The 16,712-nt window shown below is 47.4% G+C and carries 17 protein-coding genes and 1 riboswitch; of the genes, 16 read left to right on the forward strand and 1 reads right to left on the reverse strand.

Annotation, left to right across the window (positions count from 1 at the left end):
• The first annotated feature begins 3 nt into the window (after window positions 1–3).
• The 8 genes from EDD73_RS06705 to EDD73_RS06740 all read left to right on the forward strand — a co-directional run bounded on the left by EDD73_RS06705 (window position 4) and on the right by EDD73_RS06740 (window position 8,228).
• Entirely contained in the window at window positions 4–1,269 is a 1,266-nt protein-coding gene (locus EDD73_RS06705; protein WP_131919012.1) for a M16 family metallopeptidase, read from the forward strand.
• A 43-nt stretch (window positions 1,270–1,312) separates the two neighbouring features.
• Window positions 1,313–1,582, forward strand: a complete 270-nt coding sequence (locus EDD73_RS06710; RefSeq protein WP_131919013.1) for a YlmC/YmxH family sporulation protein — start codon at window positions 1,313–1,315, stop codon at window positions 1,580–1,582.
• Between the two features lie 91 nt (window positions 1,583–1,673).
• Window positions 1,674–1,857: riboswitch (Lysine riboswitch) on the forward strand.
• Window positions 1,858–1,960: 103 nt separating this feature from the next.
• The gene (dapB, locus tag EDD73_RS06715; RefSeq protein ID WP_207668827.1) at window positions 1,961–2,761 is read left to right on the forward strand and encodes a 4-hydroxy-tetrahydrodipicolinate reductase; all 801 of its coding nucleotides are present in this window, start codon (window positions 1,961–1,963) and stop codon (window positions 2,759–2,761) included.
• A 103-nt stretch (window positions 2,762–2,864) separates the two neighbouring features.
• Window positions 2,865–3,779, forward strand: coding sequence for a dipicolinate synthase subunit DpsA (gene dpsA / locus EDD73_RS06720; RefSeq protein WP_131919014.1), 915 nt, complete (start codon window positions 2,865–2,867; stop codon window positions 3,777–3,779).
• A gap of 1 nt (window position 3,780) precedes the next feature.
• A complete protein-coding gene (locus tag EDD73_RS06725; RefSeq protein WP_131919015.1) occupies window positions 3,781–4,374 on the forward strand; it encodes a dipicolinate synthase subunit B in 594 nt (197 codons plus the stop codon).
• 39 nt (window positions 4,375–4,413) lie between these two features.
• Window positions 4,414–5,424, forward strand: a complete 1,011-nt coding sequence (locus EDD73_RS06730; protein ID WP_131919016.1) for an aspartate-semialdehyde dehydrogenase — start codon at window positions 4,414–4,416, stop codon at window positions 5,422–5,424.
• Window positions 5,425–5,523: 99 nt separating this feature from the next.
• Window positions 5,524–6,402 (forward strand): 4-hydroxy-tetrahydrodipicolinate synthase, encoded by an 879-nt coding sequence (gene dapA / locus EDD73_RS06735; protein WP_131919017.1) that lies wholly within the window; start codon window positions 5,524–5,526, stop codon window positions 6,400–6,402.
• Window positions 6,403–6,566: 164 nt separating this feature from the next.
• Window positions 6,567–8,228: a ribonuclease J gene (locus EDD73_RS06740; RefSeq protein WP_131919018.1), complete on the forward strand. Its 1,662-nt coding sequence runs from the start codon at window positions 6,567–6,569 to the stop codon at window positions 8,226–8,228.
• A gap of 57 nt (window positions 8,229–8,285) precedes the next feature.
• On the opposite strand, the gene EDD73_RS06745 is transcribed toward EDD73_RS06740, so the two are convergent.
• Complete coding sequence (locus EDD73_RS06745; RefSeq protein ID WP_165876358.1) at window positions 8,286–8,639, reverse strand: hypothetical protein; 354 nt, start codon at window positions 8,637–8,639, stop codon at window positions 8,286–8,288.
• A gap of 310 nt (window positions 8,640–8,949) precedes the next feature.
• Here EDD73_RS06745 and EDD73_RS06750 point away from each other — a divergent pair, with 310 nt between their 5' ends.
• From EDD73_RS06750 to EDD73_RS06785, 8 genes are all read left to right on the forward strand, one after another.
• Window positions 8,950–9,675 (forward strand): ClpP family protease, encoded by a 726-nt coding sequence (locus EDD73_RS06750; RefSeq protein WP_131919020.1) that lies wholly within the window; start codon window positions 8,950–8,952, stop codon window positions 9,673–9,675.
• A complete protein-coding gene (locus tag EDD73_RS06755) occupies window positions 9,672–9,884 on the forward strand; it encodes a YlzJ-like family protein (RefSeq protein ID WP_131919021.1) in 213 nt (70 codons plus the stop codon). The genes EDD73_RS06750 and EDD73_RS06755 overlap by 4 nt, the downstream gene beginning before the upstream one ends.
• An 85-nt stretch (window positions 9,885–9,969) precedes the next feature.
• Window positions 9,970–12,396, forward strand: coding sequence for a DNA translocase FtsK (locus EDD73_RS06760; protein WP_243116822.1), 2,427 nt, complete (start codon window positions 9,970–9,972; stop codon window positions 12,394–12,396).
• A 19-nt stretch (window positions 12,397–12,415) separates the two neighbouring features.
• A complete protein-coding gene (locus tag EDD73_RS06765; RefSeq protein WP_131919022.1) occupies window positions 12,416–13,384 on the forward strand; it encodes a type 1 periplasmic-binding domain-containing protein in 969 nt (322 codons plus the stop codon).
• A 198-nt stretch (window positions 13,385–13,582) separates the two neighbouring features.
• A complete protein-coding gene (locus tag EDD73_RS06770) occupies window positions 13,583–14,440 on the forward strand; it encodes a helix-turn-helix domain-containing protein (protein WP_131919023.1) in 858 nt (285 codons plus the stop codon).
• Window positions 14,441–14,471: 31 nt separating this feature from the next.
• Window positions 14,472–14,966, forward strand: a complete 495-nt coding sequence (locus EDD73_RS06775; RefSeq protein ID WP_131919024.1) for a YajQ family cyclic di-GMP-binding protein — start codon at window positions 14,472–14,474, stop codon at window positions 14,964–14,966.
• A 159-nt stretch (window positions 14,967–15,125) separates the two neighbouring features.
• Complete coding sequence (locus EDD73_RS06780) at window positions 15,126–15,941, forward strand: methyl-accepting chemotaxis protein (RefSeq protein ID WP_131919025.1); 816 nt, start codon at window positions 15,126–15,128, stop codon at window positions 15,939–15,941.
• Window positions 15,942–16,277: 336 nt separating this feature from the next.
• Window positions 16,278–16,631, forward strand: a complete 354-nt coding sequence (locus EDD73_RS06785; RefSeq protein ID WP_131919026.1) for a hypothetical protein — start codon at window positions 16,278–16,280, stop codon at window positions 16,629–16,631.
• The last annotated feature ends 81 nt before the right edge of the window (window positions 16,632–16,712 follow it).

Consider the following 16,712-nt stretch of genomic DNA (forward strand, 5'->3'; position numbering starts at 1 on the left):
CTTTTGATCATTAAAGAGACGTTAGCTAACGGTGTTCGGGCAATTATTGAACAAGTGCCTCATGTGCGATCGGTGTCGATCGGCATTTGGGTCGGTACCGGTTCCCGCGATGAACGGGCCGAAGTAAGTGGCGTTGCCCATTTTATTGAACACCTGCTGTTTAAAGGAACGGCCAAGCGATCAGCGAAAGAAATTGCGGAAGTACTGGAAGCTGTCGGGGGACAGTTGAACGCTTTTACGTCCAAAGAATATACTTGTTATCATGCCAAGGTCCTCGATGAGCATGTTGATCTGGCGATGGATGTGCTCACGGATATCTTTTTTCACTCACGTTTGGCTGCCGAGGACATGGAATGCGAGCGCCGGGTGATCTTGGAAGAAATCAAGATGTACGAAGATACACCGGATGAAGTGGTCCATGACTTATTGGCCGAAACCATCTGGGCCGGCAATTCTCTGGGCCGTTCGATCTTGGGGTCTGTGGAATCAATAACGGCCATGACGCCGGAAATGCTTCGAAACCATCTCGAAACGGAATATTGTGCCGATCGTGTTGTCGTGGCCGTAGCCGGCGCTGTTGATCCATCCCGTGTGCTGGCGGTGATTCGAGACGCTTTTGCCGGAATGCCTGCCCGCTCACCGCAGTGTACCAGGGTATTACCGGAAGTGACTGGTGCGACGATATTCCAATATAAAGATGTGGAGCAAGTACAGCTTTGTCTGGGAGCACCGGGGCTTCCCCATGAGCACAAGGACATTTATGCGCTGCATGTGCTCAATAACGTCATGGGTGGCGGCGCTTCATCGCGGTTGTTTCAAAAGATTCGTGAAGAACGCGGCATGGCTTATTCCGTATACTCTTTTCATTCCGCCTTTTCCGATGTAGGCCTTTTTGGCGTCTATGCCGGCACAAGTCCGGCCTTTGTTCATGATGTCTTTGGCTTAATTATCGAAGAGATGGTCCGCATTCGTCACGATGGGATCACCGCAGGGGAGTTAAAACGAACGCAAGATCAGATCAAGGGCAGCATGTACTTAGGATTAGAAAGTATTAATTCCCGGATGACTCGTCTTGGTAAAGGGGAAATCTGTTTTCAACGGTATGTACCGCCCGAAGAGATTATTGAGAAAATTTATCAAGTCACCTTGGATGATGTATTGCAAGTAGCCCGGTCGCTTTGGGTTCCGGAACGCTTTACGTTATCGCTGGTAGCCAGTGCTGATCCTGGTCTGAACCGATTAGAGTCAATGCATAAATTAGGTCTGTGATGATCGATCGACATCAACGACAAGTAAAAAAGGGGGCGAGCAAGTGCGGTTAAGTGATCTGGTGGGTAAAGAAGTAGTGAACATCCTTACCGGTGCTCGCCTAGGCACAGTTGGCGAAGTTGATTTGATCATTGATGAAGTGAGTGGCGAAATTGATGCGATCATGTTGCCACCGCGCAGTGGTGTTGTCGGCTTTTGGTCGGATCGCCAACCGTTGCTGATCCCCTGGGATGCGATCGTCAAAATCGGTTCGGAAGTGGTCATCGTTGAACTGGACGAGACTTTTCCCAACTATAAGCGATATCCTTATTAGTTTTCCGTTGACGCAATTTTATCGTATATGATAATATCTATAGTAAAGTTTTTGGGCAACACGTTAAAATTGCATACATACCTCATCCCAATGGAGAGGTAGAGGTGCGGTCGATCAAGAGTATTTCTGTGGAGCCGGGCGAAGGGCTGTGAAGCAGAAAAAAAGGGATCATCGCCGAAGTGGCTTGGTTTCGTCCTACCTTGCTGCTGGGTCTGGGCAAAAGATGTTCAGATCTGTCACAGAGAGGATTCTCCCTGTGGAGTGCTACTTATGTTGTGGAACGGTGGAATCTGTACACGGTTACTTTGGGTTATCGTGGGCAACCGCTGAACTCGACGCGGTTGCCCTTTTCTATTTTCAGGCAGGAGGTCATCCAAGTTGGCTAAAATTACCGTATTGGTGAATGGCGCGAATGGACGCATGGGCCGCGAAGTTGTGAAAGCTGTTCTTAATGATCCTGACTTATCCCTGGTGGCCGCTGTGGATCGTTCCGGAGAAGGCATGGATGCCGGCATTTTGGCCGGTATGCCGGCATGTGGTGTAACTCTATCGACGGATCTGGCGCAAACGATGGAAACCACTCATCCCATGGTGATGGTGGACTTTACGCAGCCTCAAGCTGTTTTTGGCAATGTGCAGATCGCCCTGGAACATAAAGTAGCGGCTGTTGTCGGTACAACCGGATTGAGTGAAGAACAACTAGCCCAGATTCGTTTGTGGACCGAACAGAATGCAACGAGTTGTTTGGTAGCGCCAAACTTTGCCATCGGGGCATTGTTGATGATGCGTTTTGCCCGTGAAGCATCGCGATTTTTCCCTCATGTGGAGATCATTGAGCTTCATCATGATCAAAAACTCGATGCGCCTTCTGGTACGGCGATCAAAACGGCCGAACTAATCCAAGAAGAACGTCAAGCGCTGCAGCAAGGTCATCCCCAAGAAAAAGAATTGATTAACGGTGCTCGCGGAGCCGCTTTTGAAGGTATGCGGATTCATAGCGTACGTTTACCTGGTTTGGTTGCGCACCAGGAAGTGATTTTTGGCAGTGTCGGTCAGACGCTGGTGATTCGTCACGACTCCATCAACCGGGAATCCTTTATGCCCGGTGTGCTGGCAGCAGTACATCGCATTCGTGAAGTATCGGGGCTTATCTATGGTTTGGAGAATCTCTTGTTTTAAGCCAATTTGCATGTTTCCGAGTTTTCCCAATTGAATCAACACCACTTTTCCCGGACTGCATAGTATGGGGTAAGTGAGAAGTGTTCTGTTGGGGGGACGGAGAATGGCAGATCTTGATGGGTTGCGTATCGCCCTAATCGGCGGCGACGCCCGTGATCAGATTGTAGTTCAGCGACTGGCGGCATTAGGCGCACAGGTGCATATCTTTGGCTTACCAGTCGTGGCTTCTTATCGTATCTGGGTTGAAGGGGATGTGCGAAGTGCCATTTTGGGTGCTCACGCATTGATTTTACCGATGTCCGGTGTCGATAGTGAGGGCCATGTGCATGCACCGCTGTTCAGTGGTCGTGTGCGCTTAACGGAAACGGACCTGGCGGGATTATCGACGGGTACCCCCGTGTTTGTTGGCTTTGCCCGCCCAAATTTGCGTCAGATGGTAGAAAATCAGCAACTGCATTTGGTAGAAGTGGCTGATTTGGATGAAGTGGCGATTCTTAACTCTGTGCCTTCTGCTGAAGGTGCGCTGCAGATTGCTATGCAAGGATCACCATTAACACTTCATGCCAGTCATGTAGCTATTATCGGCTTTGGCCGGGTCAGTATGACGCTGACGCGGATGCTTTTAGGTATCGGGGCGAAAGTACAAGTGTTTGCCCGATCAGCCAGTCAGCGTGCTCGTGCCTGGGAGATGGGTGCGCAAGCATTACCTTTGAGTGCGATGGCGCAGGAATTGCAGGATGTCGACTTTATTTTTAACACGGTACCGGCGATGATCCTTGACAGTGCTCTGTTATCGAAGGTGCGGAGGCAAGTCATGATCATCGATCTGGCTTCGTCACCAGGTGGTACTGATTTTGCGGCAGCGGAGCAACTGGGCATCCAAGCGGTATTGGCGCCAGGCTTACCGGGAAAAGTTGCGCCTCGTACCGCCGGAGAACTGCTTGCCCGTGTTTATCCCGATTTATTGCTTGCACACACTGTGCCGCAAAACAAAGCGGCTTCCCGAGGAGGTGCGTAAGATGCGTCTACAGGGAATTCGCTTAGGCTTTGCCGTCACAGGGTCCCATTGCACGATTCCCAAAGTGGTACCGGTGTTGCGTCAACTGGTTGAGCAGGAAGGCGCTTCGGTAATCCCGATTTTTTCAGAATCAGTGTTGCGTACGGATACGCGTTTTGGTGATGCTGAAAAATGGCGGCAGTTATTCTCATCGATTACAGGTCATCCGGTCTGGACAACGATTCCAGATGTGGAACCGATTGGACCGAAAAAGTTATTGGATGCGTTACTGATTGCGCCTTGCACCGGCAATACCATCGCTAAGTTTGCCTATGGGATGACGGACTCTCCCGTGTTGATGGCTGCCAAATCGCAGTTACGCAACTTGCGGCCCGTTGTTTTAGCGATTTCAACAAATGATGGTTTAGGAAATAACTTAAAAAACCTTGGGCTGTTAATGAACATGAAAAATGTCTACTTTGTTCCTTTTGGTCAAGATGATCCGGTCGGGAAAGCGAATTCAGTCATTGCCCGGATGGATCTGGTTACGGAAACCCTTGTGACAGCGTTACAAGGAAAGCAAATTCAGCCGGTCTTGGTAGATCATGACGAATAGATAGCTTAGGGCTGGCGACAACAATGTAGGAGGAAAATAATGAAGAAGTATAATGTGGCGATTGTTGGTGCAACGGGAGCCGTCGGTCAAGAGTTATTAAAAGTATTGCGTGAACGTAATTTTCCTGTTGGCGAGCTGCGCCTCCTGGCCAGCTCGCGCTCGGCAGGAAAAACGATGGAGCATGCCGGTGAAACCTATACGATTGGTTTAACCGATGCGCAAGCCTTCCAAGGAATCGATATTGCCTTATTTGCCGGTGGTTCCGCATCGACGGAATTCGCTCAAGCGGCTGTCGATGCCGGTGCCGTGGTGATCGACAACTCATCGGCTTTCCGGATGAATCCCGACGTTCCCCTCGTCGTTCCGGAAGTAAACCCCGAAGATGTTGATTGGCATAAGGGGATTATTGCTAACCCCAACTGCTCGACGATCATTATGGCTGTGGCGCTCAAACCGATTCACGATGCTGCTAAAATCCAGCGGGTTGTTGTATCAACATACCAAGCCGTCTCCGGTGCAGGCAAAGAAGGCATCACGGAGTTAACGGAGCAGACTCGCCAAGTTCTTGCCGGTGAAGCCATTGCACCGCAAGTTTTTGCTCATCCGATCGCCTTTAACCTTATCCCGCATATTGATGTCTTCCAAGATGGTGACTATACCAAAGAAGAATGGAAGATGATCAAAGAAACCCAAAAAATTATGCATGAGCCGTCGATGAAGATTACGGCAACAACTGTACGCGTACCGGTTTATCGCAGCCATTCCGAATCGATTAACCTGGAACTGGAGCAACCCCTTTCGGCAGCGGAAGCCAAAGAAGTATTGGCTAAAGCACCGGGTGTGATCGTTGTTGATGACGTAACGCAAAAGAAATACCCCATGCCGATCGATACGTCCGATCATGACGAAGTCTATGTGGGACGTATCCGCGAAGACAAGACGGTAACTTACGGTCTTAACCTCTGGGTGGTAGCCGATCAAATCCGCAAAGGTGCAGCGACCAATGCGATTCAGATTGCCGAAACCTTGATTGCCCGTCATAAGCTGTAAGCTTTCGTTGATCAGCAAATGCTGTCAGCGATGTACATGGCCATGGTAAACAGCGCCGCGTAAGCGAGCACAGGATTCAAAAAAGGAGCGACCGGAATTATGGATTTTGGCAGATTAATTACGGCAATGGTAACTCCCTTCACAGCATCGTTGGAAGTGGATTACCATCGGGCGCAGGAATTGGCCAACCATCTTGTAGATAACGGATCCGATGGCATTGTGGTGGCCGGTACGACCGGTGAGTCGCCGACTCTTTCCAAAACGGAAAAAATCAAACTCTTTGCTGCGGTGATGGAAGCCGTAGGGCACCGGGCCACCGTTATTGCCGGCACCGGCAGCAATGATACCCTTTCCTCGATCGCATTGTCGAAAGAAGCCGAAGCCGTTGGCGTCCATGGCTTGCTGTTGGTTGGTCCTTACTACAATAAACCAACGCAAGAAGGCTATTATCGTCACTTTGCGGCGATCGCCCAAGCGACGAAACTACCGATCATGCTGTACAATGTTCCCGGTCGCACCGGATCCAATATTTTGCCGTCTACAATCAAGCGCTTAGCTGCTCTTGATAATATTGTGGCCACGAAAGAAGCAGCTGGCAACATGGATCAATTCAGCGAGCTCGTTGCTTCGTTACCTGATGATTTTCGGGTCTATTCCGGTGATGACGGTTTGACTTTGCCCCTTTTATCCGTTGGTGGTTATGGCATTGTCAGTGTGGCCGGACATCTCGTGGGACGCGGAATCAAAGCGATGATTGATGCCTATGTACAAGGCAGAGTGCAAGAAGCGGCGCAGCTTCATTGTCAGTTGTTCCCCATGTTCAAAGGCTTATTCCAAACTACCAACCCTATCGGGGTAAAAGAAGCGATGAATATGACCGGTTTCTCCGTTGGCGGTTTCCGCTTGCCTTTAGTGGGGGCTGAACCGGAACAACGGGAAGCCTTACGGAATTTACTGGCCGGTTACAACTTAATCTAGCCGTCAGCGTTCGGACCGGATGACAGCTTGTATCTCTATCGATTTTTTTGATATAATGAAGATGCATGGGCTGTTCGGATGGTTTAATCATACGCTGCGGACACATCCCTTCCGTGTACGGAAGGGTTTTTTTGTTGTCTCGATAAATAACTAGGAGGGGTGCTATGGGATCTGGAGACAAACTTACAATTATCCCGCTAGGTGGATTGGGTGAGATTGGGAAAAATATGATCGCGATCAAGTATGGCCAGGAAATCATCGTTATCGGCTGCGGGATTATGTATCCCGAAGATGAGATGCTGGGGATCGATGTCGTCATTCCTGATGTAACCTATTTGCTGGAAAATCGCGATTTGGTTCGGGCGATTTTTTTAACGCATGGTCATGAGGATCATATTGGCGCATTGCCTTACGTACTCGGACAATTGTCTGTTCCCGTCTATGGGACCAAGCTAACCTTGGCATTGGCCGAGAATAAATTGCGTGAGCAGGGCAGGGAAGACCTTGCTGATTTTGTTACGGTCAAACCGCGCGATGTTGTTCGACTGGGATCGTTTCAAGTTGAATTTATTCGTGTCTGTCACAGTTTGCCTGATTCAGTAGCGCTGGCGATTCATACACCTGTAGGTACGATCGTGCATACCGGTGATTTCAAATTCGATCAGACACCTGTTGACGGCAATCCTGTCGATTACTATCGCTTAGCCCAAATCGGTGAGGCCGGCGTGCTGGCGCTACTTGCTGATTCGACCAATGCGGAACGGTCCGGATTTACTCTGTCTGAACAAGCCGCCGTCGCTAAACTGGAACATGTGTTTCATCAAGCAGCGGGACGCATTGTGGTGACGACGTTCCCTTCCAGCTTGTATCGTATCCAACAGGTCTTTTCCGTGGCGGCGCGCTTTGGGCGCAAAGTAGCCGTTGTTGGCAAGGCGATTCAGGAAGTGGTACAAGTTGCTCAAGCGAACGGCTATCTGCATATTCCACCTGGGACGTTGATCGAGGGCGATCAGTGGGGCGGGATACCGCGAGAGCGCTTGGTGTTATTGACGACGGGCCATCAAGGAGAGCCCTTGTCGGCATTAACTCGGGGCCCCTGGTCCGATGCACGTTTAAATAATTTTCAGCCCGGTGATACAGTGGTGATTTCTGCAAGCCCACTGGCCGGTAATGAGAAACTCGTATCGCGGACAATCGATGGGTTATGCCGATTAGGTGCTGATGTATATCACGAAAATGATGCCAATCATATTTCCGGTCATGCCAGCCAAGAAGAATTAAAATTAATGCTCAACCTGATTAAACCAACCTTCTTTATTCCCGTGCAAGGTGCGTACCGGATGCTCGTACGGCACGCGAAGATCGCCATGGAGACCGGTGTGCCCAAAGAAAATATCTTTGTACTCGATAATGGATTGCCTTTGGAATTATCGTCCAAAAAAGCGTCCTTGTTAAGCAAAGTTGCAGCAGGAAGGGTCTTGGTCGATGGTTTTGGTGTAGGTGATGTGGGCAATATTGTCCTACGTGACCGCCGTCAATTGTCGCAAGACGGTATCTTGATTGTCGTGGTCACCATCAATAAGGAGTCCGGTCAGGTCGTCGCTGGCCCTGATATGGTTTCACGTGGTTTCGTCTATGTCCGTGAAGCGGAACCATTGATGGAAGATGCGAAGATCCGCGTGAAACAGTCTTTAGAAAAGACGGGCGAACGAAGGGTAACGGAATGGGCGGCTATCAAAACGAACGTCCGTGATATCTTATCGAAATTTCTCTATGAAAAGACCCGCCGACGGCCAATGATTTTGCCGATTATTATGGAAGTTTAAAAAAGCCATGAAAAAAAGCAAGGCGCGCAGTAGGAACTGCAGCGCCTTTTTCAATAGCTATTCTTTATTCTTTTTATTACGAAGTTTTTCATTTTCTTTTTCTACGGTTAACCGGACGAGCTCTTCAAAAGATAATGTAGAAGCATAGTGCATTTGCTCTTCTTCCGCTGCTTTTCTGCGTGCTCTTTCACCAATAACTAAGGAAACTTCAGGGACGCGCTCTTGAATCACTTTTTCGACGTTGATCTTTAGTTTATCGGGTAACATCGATGAAGCTTCAATGAAAATTCTTGGATACTTATCATAAAGCTCGCGTAAATGATTAAGATCTCCGTTACTATTGGTAAGTTCTCGTTTCATTGTTGCTTTAGTCATCCCACGAGTTCGTTTTGTTTTGTTCATGTCACTCATCATGAGAACACCTCCTTGATGGTATTTTAACATATTATCTAAATAAATAAACTAAAAAACAAGGGGGATTTTAATTTATTTTATTATTGGTTATCAAACTTTTATCGCATATTAACTCGTTAAAAACAGCGGGTTTATCTTTTTGGTTTGTCCTTTATTGAAGTTACGATGAGGCAGGAGTTTCTCGTCAGAATCACGAATGATCAAGGTCGAGAAGAATTTGCGTTACGATCCGCTCCGAGGTATGGGGGATGCTTAAAAAGAGCATACTGAAAAAAATGTGCCCCATAAAGGAGGACAACCGTAACGCATGAACGAAGAACTGGGTCATGAAAATCAAGAGTCTGAGGAAGAAAAATCCCGAGGACGCAAGATGGATGCGCTGAAGGAATTAGGTCAAACCGAAGTGCCTGGCGGGAAAAGTAATATTCATTGTTTAACCATTGTGGGACAAGTGGAAGGTCATATGATCCTCCCACCGCAAAATAAAACAACGAAATATGAACACATTATTCCGCAGTTGGTAGCTATCGAGCAAAGTAAAGAGATTGAAGGCGTTCTTATCTTATTAAATACGGTAGGTGGCGATGTGGAAGCCGGGTTGGCCATAGCCGAGATGATTGCCAGCTTATCAAAACCATCGGTTTCACTGGTCTTGGGCGGCGGTCATTCGATTGGTGTACCGATTGCCGTATCCGCCGGGTACTCCATGATCGCTTCTACGGCAACGATGACCATTCACCCGATTCGCTTGACTGGCTTAGTGATCGGTGTGCCGGCTACCTTTGAGTATCTGGAAAAGATGCAAGAACGTGTGGTCGCTTTTGTCACGCGCAATTCACGTATCTCACAAGATAAATTCAAAGAGTTAATGTTTCGAACCGGTGAGTTGACCCGTGATATCGGTACGGTCGTTGTTGGCCCGGAAGCCGTTGAATATGGCTTAATCGACGCTGTTGGTGGTATTAGCGATGCGGTTCAACGTTTAGAGTCGATGATCGAAGCGCGCCGACAAGGGGAGGGGCTGGTCCAGTGATTCTCTATACGCCCCTTCCTATGGAAGCCGTTCTTGATGGAGCGGAACCGGTCTTGCCGGCAATGATGACCAAGTCTTATCAGGGCCGCATCGTCATGGGTTATCAGCGTACTGATGGGCATTTTGAAGTGGCGCGGTTACTCAGCACCGATCCGCAGGATTATTTAGATCCAGGGCTCCAACCAGGGCAGTATCTGGCCATCGAATGATCAATGCGTGAGAAAGCCACCTGCATCCTCAGTGTGGCTTTCTCATTTTTATTCAATCTTGTGTAGGGAAAATAGGGGATTCATCATGGCGAACATGTTTAATCAGTTGAAGAAAGACCTAAAATATGAATTAATCGGCTTGGTTTTTTTAGTCTTGGCTTTGTTCAGTATGATTAGCCTTTTGACGTTCAATACGGAAACTATGGCCACGGCTTCGGCAGGTGCAGGGGCATTAGGGGAACTGGTTTACCGGATTTTGAGCACGATGGCCGGCCAAGGCAAGTTTTTGTTGCCGGTATTTTTGCTTTATCTGGGCCTCAAAATCATGATTGAAAAAGCAAAACTGGTCATTACGCGTCAAGCCTTAGGTTTTTTATCGGCTTATCTGATTTTGCTGGTATTCTTACAATTGATTTTAGTATCCAATGACTCCGATTGGGAAGCAGGCTGGGACGGTCAAGGCGGTGGCTTGCTGGGAGCAAGCATCGCGATTTTGTTAAAGACCGTTTTTGGTACGATTGGCACGTATATCGTCTTGGGTGCTATTGTACTTGCCGGAATTCTCTTTGTGTTTGAATTATCGCTAGTGGATCTCGTACGTAAGGCAGTGCGGTTTTTACACCGTCACGGGGGGGTAAGTCGAGAGAAACTGCGTGAATTTTTGTATACAACCGTGCAGGAAGAAGAACCATTACCGCAAAACAGTAAGGAAAAACGCAGTCGTCGTACAAAATTCAAGGAGAGCGAAGCCTTACCAACAATGCCCGTCCAGGAAGAACCAATCGACACCGTAGCTGACGAAAACGATTTGCCCTTTATTTTTATCGAACATACCGATAACGACGTACCGCAATGGCTGCAAGGGCAGGACGAGCCTGAACCAATACCGGTGCAAGAGCGTGAGCAGCGCTATGCCCAACCGGTGTCGACCGTCGCCGGAGCATGGAAAGATGATACACTGGTACAGTCATTAGGCGCAGTTGCTCCTGTGGCGTCACCGACACCGGCACCATCACTGACGTCGGCGGCTGCAGTTTCACGGTTGGCCAGTTCGGTAACTGATGAAAGTTATGAGTTGCCGCCGTTGTCCTTGTTGCACCGGGTAATGCGAACCAAAAGTCCGCGCTTAAGCCAGGATATCACGGAAAATGTACATATTCTGGAGGAGACTTTGGAAAGTTTCGGTGTCAAGGTAAAAGTGGCACAAGTGAGTCGTGGGCCGGCCATCACCCGCTATGAAGTGCAACCGGCCCCCGGTGTGAAAGTTAGCCGGATTACTGGTTTGGCCGATGATATTGCCCTTTCGCTGGCGGCCGGAGCTGTGCGGATTGAAGCACCTGTCCCGGGTAAGTCTGTTGTCGGCATTGAAGTGCCTAACAAGGAAATTATGGCCGTTACCTTTCGTGAAGTTTTAGAAGGGCCGGAATTTCAACAAGCAGCATCCAAATTAACGATCGCCCTGGGGAAAGATATTGCCGGGACGCCGATCGTTGCTGAACTGGCGAAAATGCCCCACCTGTTGATCGCCGGAGCAACCGGCGCCGGCAAAAGCGTATGCATGAATTCGTTAATATGCAGCATTTTATTTAAGGCCAAACCAAGTGAAGTCAAGTTCTTAATGGTCGATCCCAAGATGGTGGAATTGACCCAGTATAACGGCATTCCTCACCTGATTGCACCGGTGGTGACCGATGCGAAAAAAGCATCGACTGCGTTGAAATGGATTGTTTCCGAGATGGAAAATCGGTATGAATTGTTTGCTTCAACCGGTGTCAAAGATATTACCCGCTATAACCAGATGAAACAGCGGGAAAATCCGGACTTGATGCAACCGGCGATGCCCTATGTAGTGGTATTGATCGATGAATTGGCGGATTTAATGATGGTAGCCGCCGCTGATGTGGAAGATGCGATTTGTCGATTGGCACAAATGGCGCGGGCTGCAGGCATTCACCTGGTAGTAGCGACGCAACGCCCGTCTGTCGATGTAATTACTGGTTTAATTAAAGCGAATATTCCTTCGCGCATTGCTTTTGCCGTTTCTTCGCAAACTGATTCCCGTACAATCTTAGACCAAGCAGGCGCTGAAAAATTGCTTGGTCGTGGCGATATGCTTTTTTCGCCGGTCGGAACGAATAAGCCCATGCGTGTTCAAGGTTGCTACGTGTCGGATCAAGAAGTGGAAGACCTTGTGGACTACTTAAAAAACCAAGGCATACCGGAGTACCAAGAAGGTATTCTTAAGGAACAAGAACGCGTAGAAACAGCTGAATCGGCCGATGACCCGTTGTTTGTGGATGCTGTTCGCGTACTGCTGGATAGCGGACAAGCTTCCATTTCCATGTTGCAGCGTCGTCTCCGTGTGGGCTATGCTCGTGCGGCCCGATTGGTTGATATTATGGAGCAACGAGGAATCGTTGGCGGATATGAAGGCAGTAAGCCACGGGAATTATTGATTACAGCGGCACAATTTGAAGCACGCTACGGAAAAACACAATCGCAAGATGAGTAAGCAACTAGGGGGAACGCTCTTGTTTGGAATAAAACAGGTAGTAACGGTAGTTCTGGGCATAATACTTTGTGCGTTTTTAACCGGGTGCCGTATCGATACACCAAAGACCAATATTGCCCCTGATTTGCAAATGCAAGGTCCCGTACCTACACTGGTTGGATTACTGTTAGCTCCGGAAGGCTCGACCGGTGCAGCGATGAATCCTACGTTGGTTGAAGGACTTCGGGCAGTACGCGATCGCTACGGTTTTCACAGCAAAGTAATTGCTGCAACCGACTTTTTATCACCCGATGAGGCCTTACAATATTTTGGTGAAAATGAAGCTGCTTTGGCCTTTATTGCCGACTTGCGTGTACGTGAGCAATTACCGGCTTTGCAAGAACGTTTTCCCAAAACAAAATTTATCTTGTTGGGACCATCAGTAGAAGATGCCAAACAAGAGTTTTATTCAGCCGGGTACTTAGCAGGAACATTAGGGGCTATAACTGTTCCGGAAGGAAAAAGTGTGGCGGTACTGATTCCACCATCAGAATCAGCGGAAGCATGGAATCAAGTGATACGTGGAGGTTTTGGGGAAACAGGACGTACGGTAATGGTTGAAACGATGACTGAGTTGCCGGTAGGCCCCTTACTGGCCGATCTGTTTATCCTGGTCAAACCATCACAACTGGCGATTCCTCTTGCTTCCATCGCTGGGAAACCGGGAATTGCCGTTTGTGATCCTACCGAGGTAAGTCCCGTTGGTTTCTGGTCGGTGCGTCCAGAAGAAAATATCAATGGGAATATCACTCAATACGTTGACAGTGTCATGCCAAAGGATGCCACTTCAGCAGCGCCGAAGCGTATTGCCTTGTACCGTATCGCCGGACCGGCGACAGGAAATCGCCAAAATGAGAGCATTCTGCCACTTTCGGTAGACGGACTTGCGAAAATCGATACAGTTCAACAAAAACTACGCAATGGGAGCATTAGTTTTCCAACGTTTTGACAGGGAATAAAAAAAAAGTTATACTACTAGCATATCTTGCGATCATTGTAGTTGCTGTCCGAAAAAGGCAGCAAGAAAGGCGTAGGCATGGTTGAGCTTAAACTTTTGACAATGCGTAACCAATAGATTTATCAGCGGTGCTTTTGGACCGCTTTTTCTCTTTTGTTTTTTTAGTTCAAAAAGAAAGGAGGAGCTGGTGTGAGTCATCTTGGAGCTGAGTTAAAAGCAGCGCGGGAAAATCGCAATATGACCTTACGTCAGGTAGAGAATGAAACCAATATTCGGATGCAATATCTAAGTGCACTTGAAGAAGGACGTTATGATCAACTGCCGGGAAAAGTCTACGCATTAGGCTTTTTGCGCAGTTATGCTAAATTTTTAGAAGTAGACGATCAGGCTTTGGTTGATGAATTAAAGCAGTTTTGGCATGAAGAAGATGAAGAGATACAGACCATTACTCAGCCTGTTGCTCCTGAAGTGGTATCGCCCATATCAAAGGGCATATTGCGCTTTGCCGGCTACGCCTTGGTAGCCGTTGTTTGTGCTGGGATTGTCTTTTTTGCTGCCGGCCGTCCAAAGGATACAGGGGCGCAGCCAGAGGTTGCCAAGAAAATTACTGAAGAGCAAAAGCCGAAAACGAACAACTCACCAATACCGGCACCTACATCACCTTTGATCGAGCAACCGTCGACACCGGCTGTGCCTAGCGGTGAAAATCTTTCGCCTGCATCGATAATACCTACCGATCAGACGGTGCCACCGGCACCGGTCGGCCAACCTCCGGCATCAACCACTGAGCCGGCACCCATAGCCAATACTGTGGCAGTGACGTTATCGATTATCCAAGATCGCAGTTGGGTGGCCATTTCGGAAGACGGCGTTCTGCGTTTTGAAGGAATTTTAAATGCAGGACAACAGATGAGCTTTTTGGGTAAAGAGACGGTATTTGTTCATGTGGGCAATGCCGGTGTTGTTGATGTGACCTACAACGGCCAGAACATGGGTCCCCTTGGTAGGTTAAATGAAGTAATTCGCAAAGAGTTTGTTCGTTCCTAGCCTTGGGCTGGACAAGAATGGAGGAGCAATCATGGCCAAAGATGCCAGTTTTGATATCGTCTCGCAAATTGATGACCAGGAAGTAACGAATGCCGTACACCAAGCGATTAAAGAAATTGAGCAGCGCTTTGACTTTAAAGGCAGTAAAAGTGAAATCCGGCAAGAAGCCGATAAGATTATCTTGATTTCTGATGATGAATTTAAATTAAAGAACGTGACTGATATCTTGGAAAGCAAGATGATCAAGCGAGGTATTTCCTTACGAGCGCTAAAGTACGACAAGATTGAATCTGCTGCCGGTGATACAGTTCGGCAGAATGTCAATTTGGTGCAAGGGATCTCTAAGGAAATGGCTAAGGATATTATCAAGCTGATTAAAGACAGCAAAATCAAAGTGCAAGCATCCATTCAAGGTGACCAGATCCGTGTTACCGGAAAAAATCGTGACGATCTGCAAGCAGTGATAGGTCTATTGCGCAAAGCCGATCTTTCTATTGAGCTACAATTTATTAATTTCCGTTCCTAAAATAATTGAAATTATCCCACTTAGTTAAAATAACACGACATAAAATGTTTTTAGATGACGAATTTTAGCGAAGCAGGATAATGCAGAGGATTCGTCGAAGAAGAGTGCAGGACATCTTGATGCATTGGTTTTCTCTAATTTAAATAAAGAGGTGAAGGTATGTCGGTCATAGAAAGCATGGCAGCCAACTTAGCAGTGTTACAAAAGCTTTCTCCTCACGATTGTTGTGTATTCGTTACCAATGAAGATGGTCTTGTTCAAGCGATCGCTAATGCAAAAACATTTTCTTTGAAATTAGCTATTGGTTCAAAAGTATCATCCAGTGGTGCAACGTCCGAGTGTTTGCAAACGAGGCGAGCAATAACCAAGATATTATCTAAAGATGTTTATGGGATTCCTGCTCGTTCCGTTTCGATACCATTGCTGGACGATGGGGTCATGGTTGGAGCGATGGCGATGGTAACGACACTTGAATCACAAGATGTACTGCAAAAAGCCGCGCAAACGATCGCGGCCACTTCTGAAGAAATTACGGCCAGTACGATGGAATTAGCTAATTCTGCAGCTCAGTTGGCTAATAACTTATCAAGTTTGCAAAAAAACGGCGATAACGTTCTGGAACATGTCAAAAAAACCGATGGGATCTTACGTTTTGTCAGTGAAGTCGCTTCAAACTCGAATTTACTTGGTTTAAACGCGGCAATTGAAGCGGCCCGTGCCGGAGAAAGCGGTCGTGGTTTTGCCGTAGTTGCTGACGAAATCCGTAAAATGGCCGATAACAGTGCGGCAGCGGTAAAAGATATTAACCAGATCCTTAAAGCGATTCAAAGTGATATGAACATCATTGTCCGGGTGTTGTCAGAGACATCAGAACTTGGTGAGCGCCAGGCGGCGGCTACCCAAGAGATATCGGCTTCCATGGAACAGCTAGTTTCATCGGCAGAAAACATCGAAAAATTATCAACGATTTATTAGTGTATTTGCGATGTTTGGCTTTAAAAAAGCTCCGAAAGTTCTTGGACTTTCGGAGCTTTTTTATGTAAATATAAAACGACAATTTTACGATATACGATCGTGGTACGTACATACACCCAATGAAAGCAAGACTAAAATGGGAAATTATACATAAGGGTTTGGCGAAGAACTGCAAGGTATTCGTGACTTACATGATTCGACACACATGTGGAATATACATCCCGTTGAGGGTTTTGGGCTAATATTTTATTGTAAAACACCAAAAAAGGTGTTTAAATTTATGCAATTTCTGATAAAATAAAATAAAGCAAAAGATTCAGAGGAGGACTCAGTTTGATGACTGAAAGAGTAGTAAAAAGACGTAACCGGGGTATGACAAAGGCCAATATGAAGCGTGAGCTTACAGACAACATAGGCAATCTGGAACACTTACAAGAACTTTTTACAAAGTACCCGCGAATTTTTATCGAAGCTTCTTCGCAATTGCCTGATAAATTAAAGATTAAATTAGAAAAAATAATTCAAGAACGTGTTCCTGAAGTTTATTTGCAGATCGGTGAACGTGCTCGCAGACAAGCGCTAGAAGAAGAAAAGATGGCCAATGAGAATGCCTTATCTTTTGAAGAGATTGTTCGACTCACGGTGGAAAAGGAAAATCAAAAGGTTATGTTGAGAAAGAAAAAAATTTAATCTGCTCCTAAACTAAAGGGAGCATTGCGCACTCCATACATAGACTGCTCTCCGGAACGGGGAGCAGTTTGTTTATTCGAG

Origin of the sequence: Heliophilum fasciatum (genome assembly GCF_004341395.1) — a bacterium.
Taxonomy (GTDB): domain Bacteria; phylum Bacillota; class Desulfitobacteriia; order Heliobacteriales; family Heliobacteriaceae; genus Heliophilum; species Heliophilum fasciatum.

Excerpts from the sequence above, each read along its gene's own strand:
- dpsA (WP_131919014.1), top strand. The coding sequence starts at position 2,865 with ATGGCAGATCTTGATGGGTTGCGTATCGCCCTAATCGGCGGCGACGCC.
- EDD73_RS06725 (WP_131919015.1), top strand. The coding sequence starts at position 3,781 with ATGCGTCTACAGGGAATTCGCTTAGGCTTTGCCGTCACAGGGTCCCAT.
- EDD73_RS06730 (WP_131919016.1), top strand. The coding sequence starts at position 4,414 with ATGAAGAAGTATAATGTGGCGATTGTTGGTGCAACGGGAGCCGTCGGT.
- dapA (WP_131919017.1), top strand. The coding sequence starts at position 5,524 with ATGGATTTTGGCAGATTAATTACGGCAATGGTAACTCCCTTCACAGCA.
- EDD73_RS06740 (WP_131919018.1), top strand. The coding sequence starts at position 6,567 with ATGGGATCTGGAGACAAACTTACAATTATCCCGCTAGGTGGATTGGGT.
- EDD73_RS06745 (WP_165876358.1), bottom strand. The coding sequence starts at position 8,639 with ATGAGTGACATGAACAAAACAAAACGAACTCGTGGGATGACTAAAGCA.
- EDD73_RS06750 (WP_131919020.1), top strand. The coding sequence starts at position 8,950 with ATGAACGAAGAACTGGGTCATGAAAATCAAGAGTCTGAGGAAGAAAAA.
- EDD73_RS06760 (WP_243116822.1), top strand. The coding sequence starts at position 9,970 with ATGGCGAACATGTTTAATCAGTTGAAGAAAGACCTAAAATATGAATTA.
- EDD73_RS06775 (WP_131919024.1), top strand. The coding sequence starts at position 14,472 with ATGGCCAAAGATGCCAGTTTTGATATCGTCTCGCAAATTGATGACCAG.
- EDD73_RS06780 (WP_131919025.1), top strand. The coding sequence starts at position 15,126 with ATGTCGGTCATAGAAAGCATGGCAGCCAACTTAGCAGTGTTACAAAAG.
- EDD73_RS06785 (WP_131919026.1), top strand. The coding sequence starts at position 16,278 with ATGACTGAAAGAGTAGTAAAAAGACGTAACCGGGGTATGACAAAGGCC.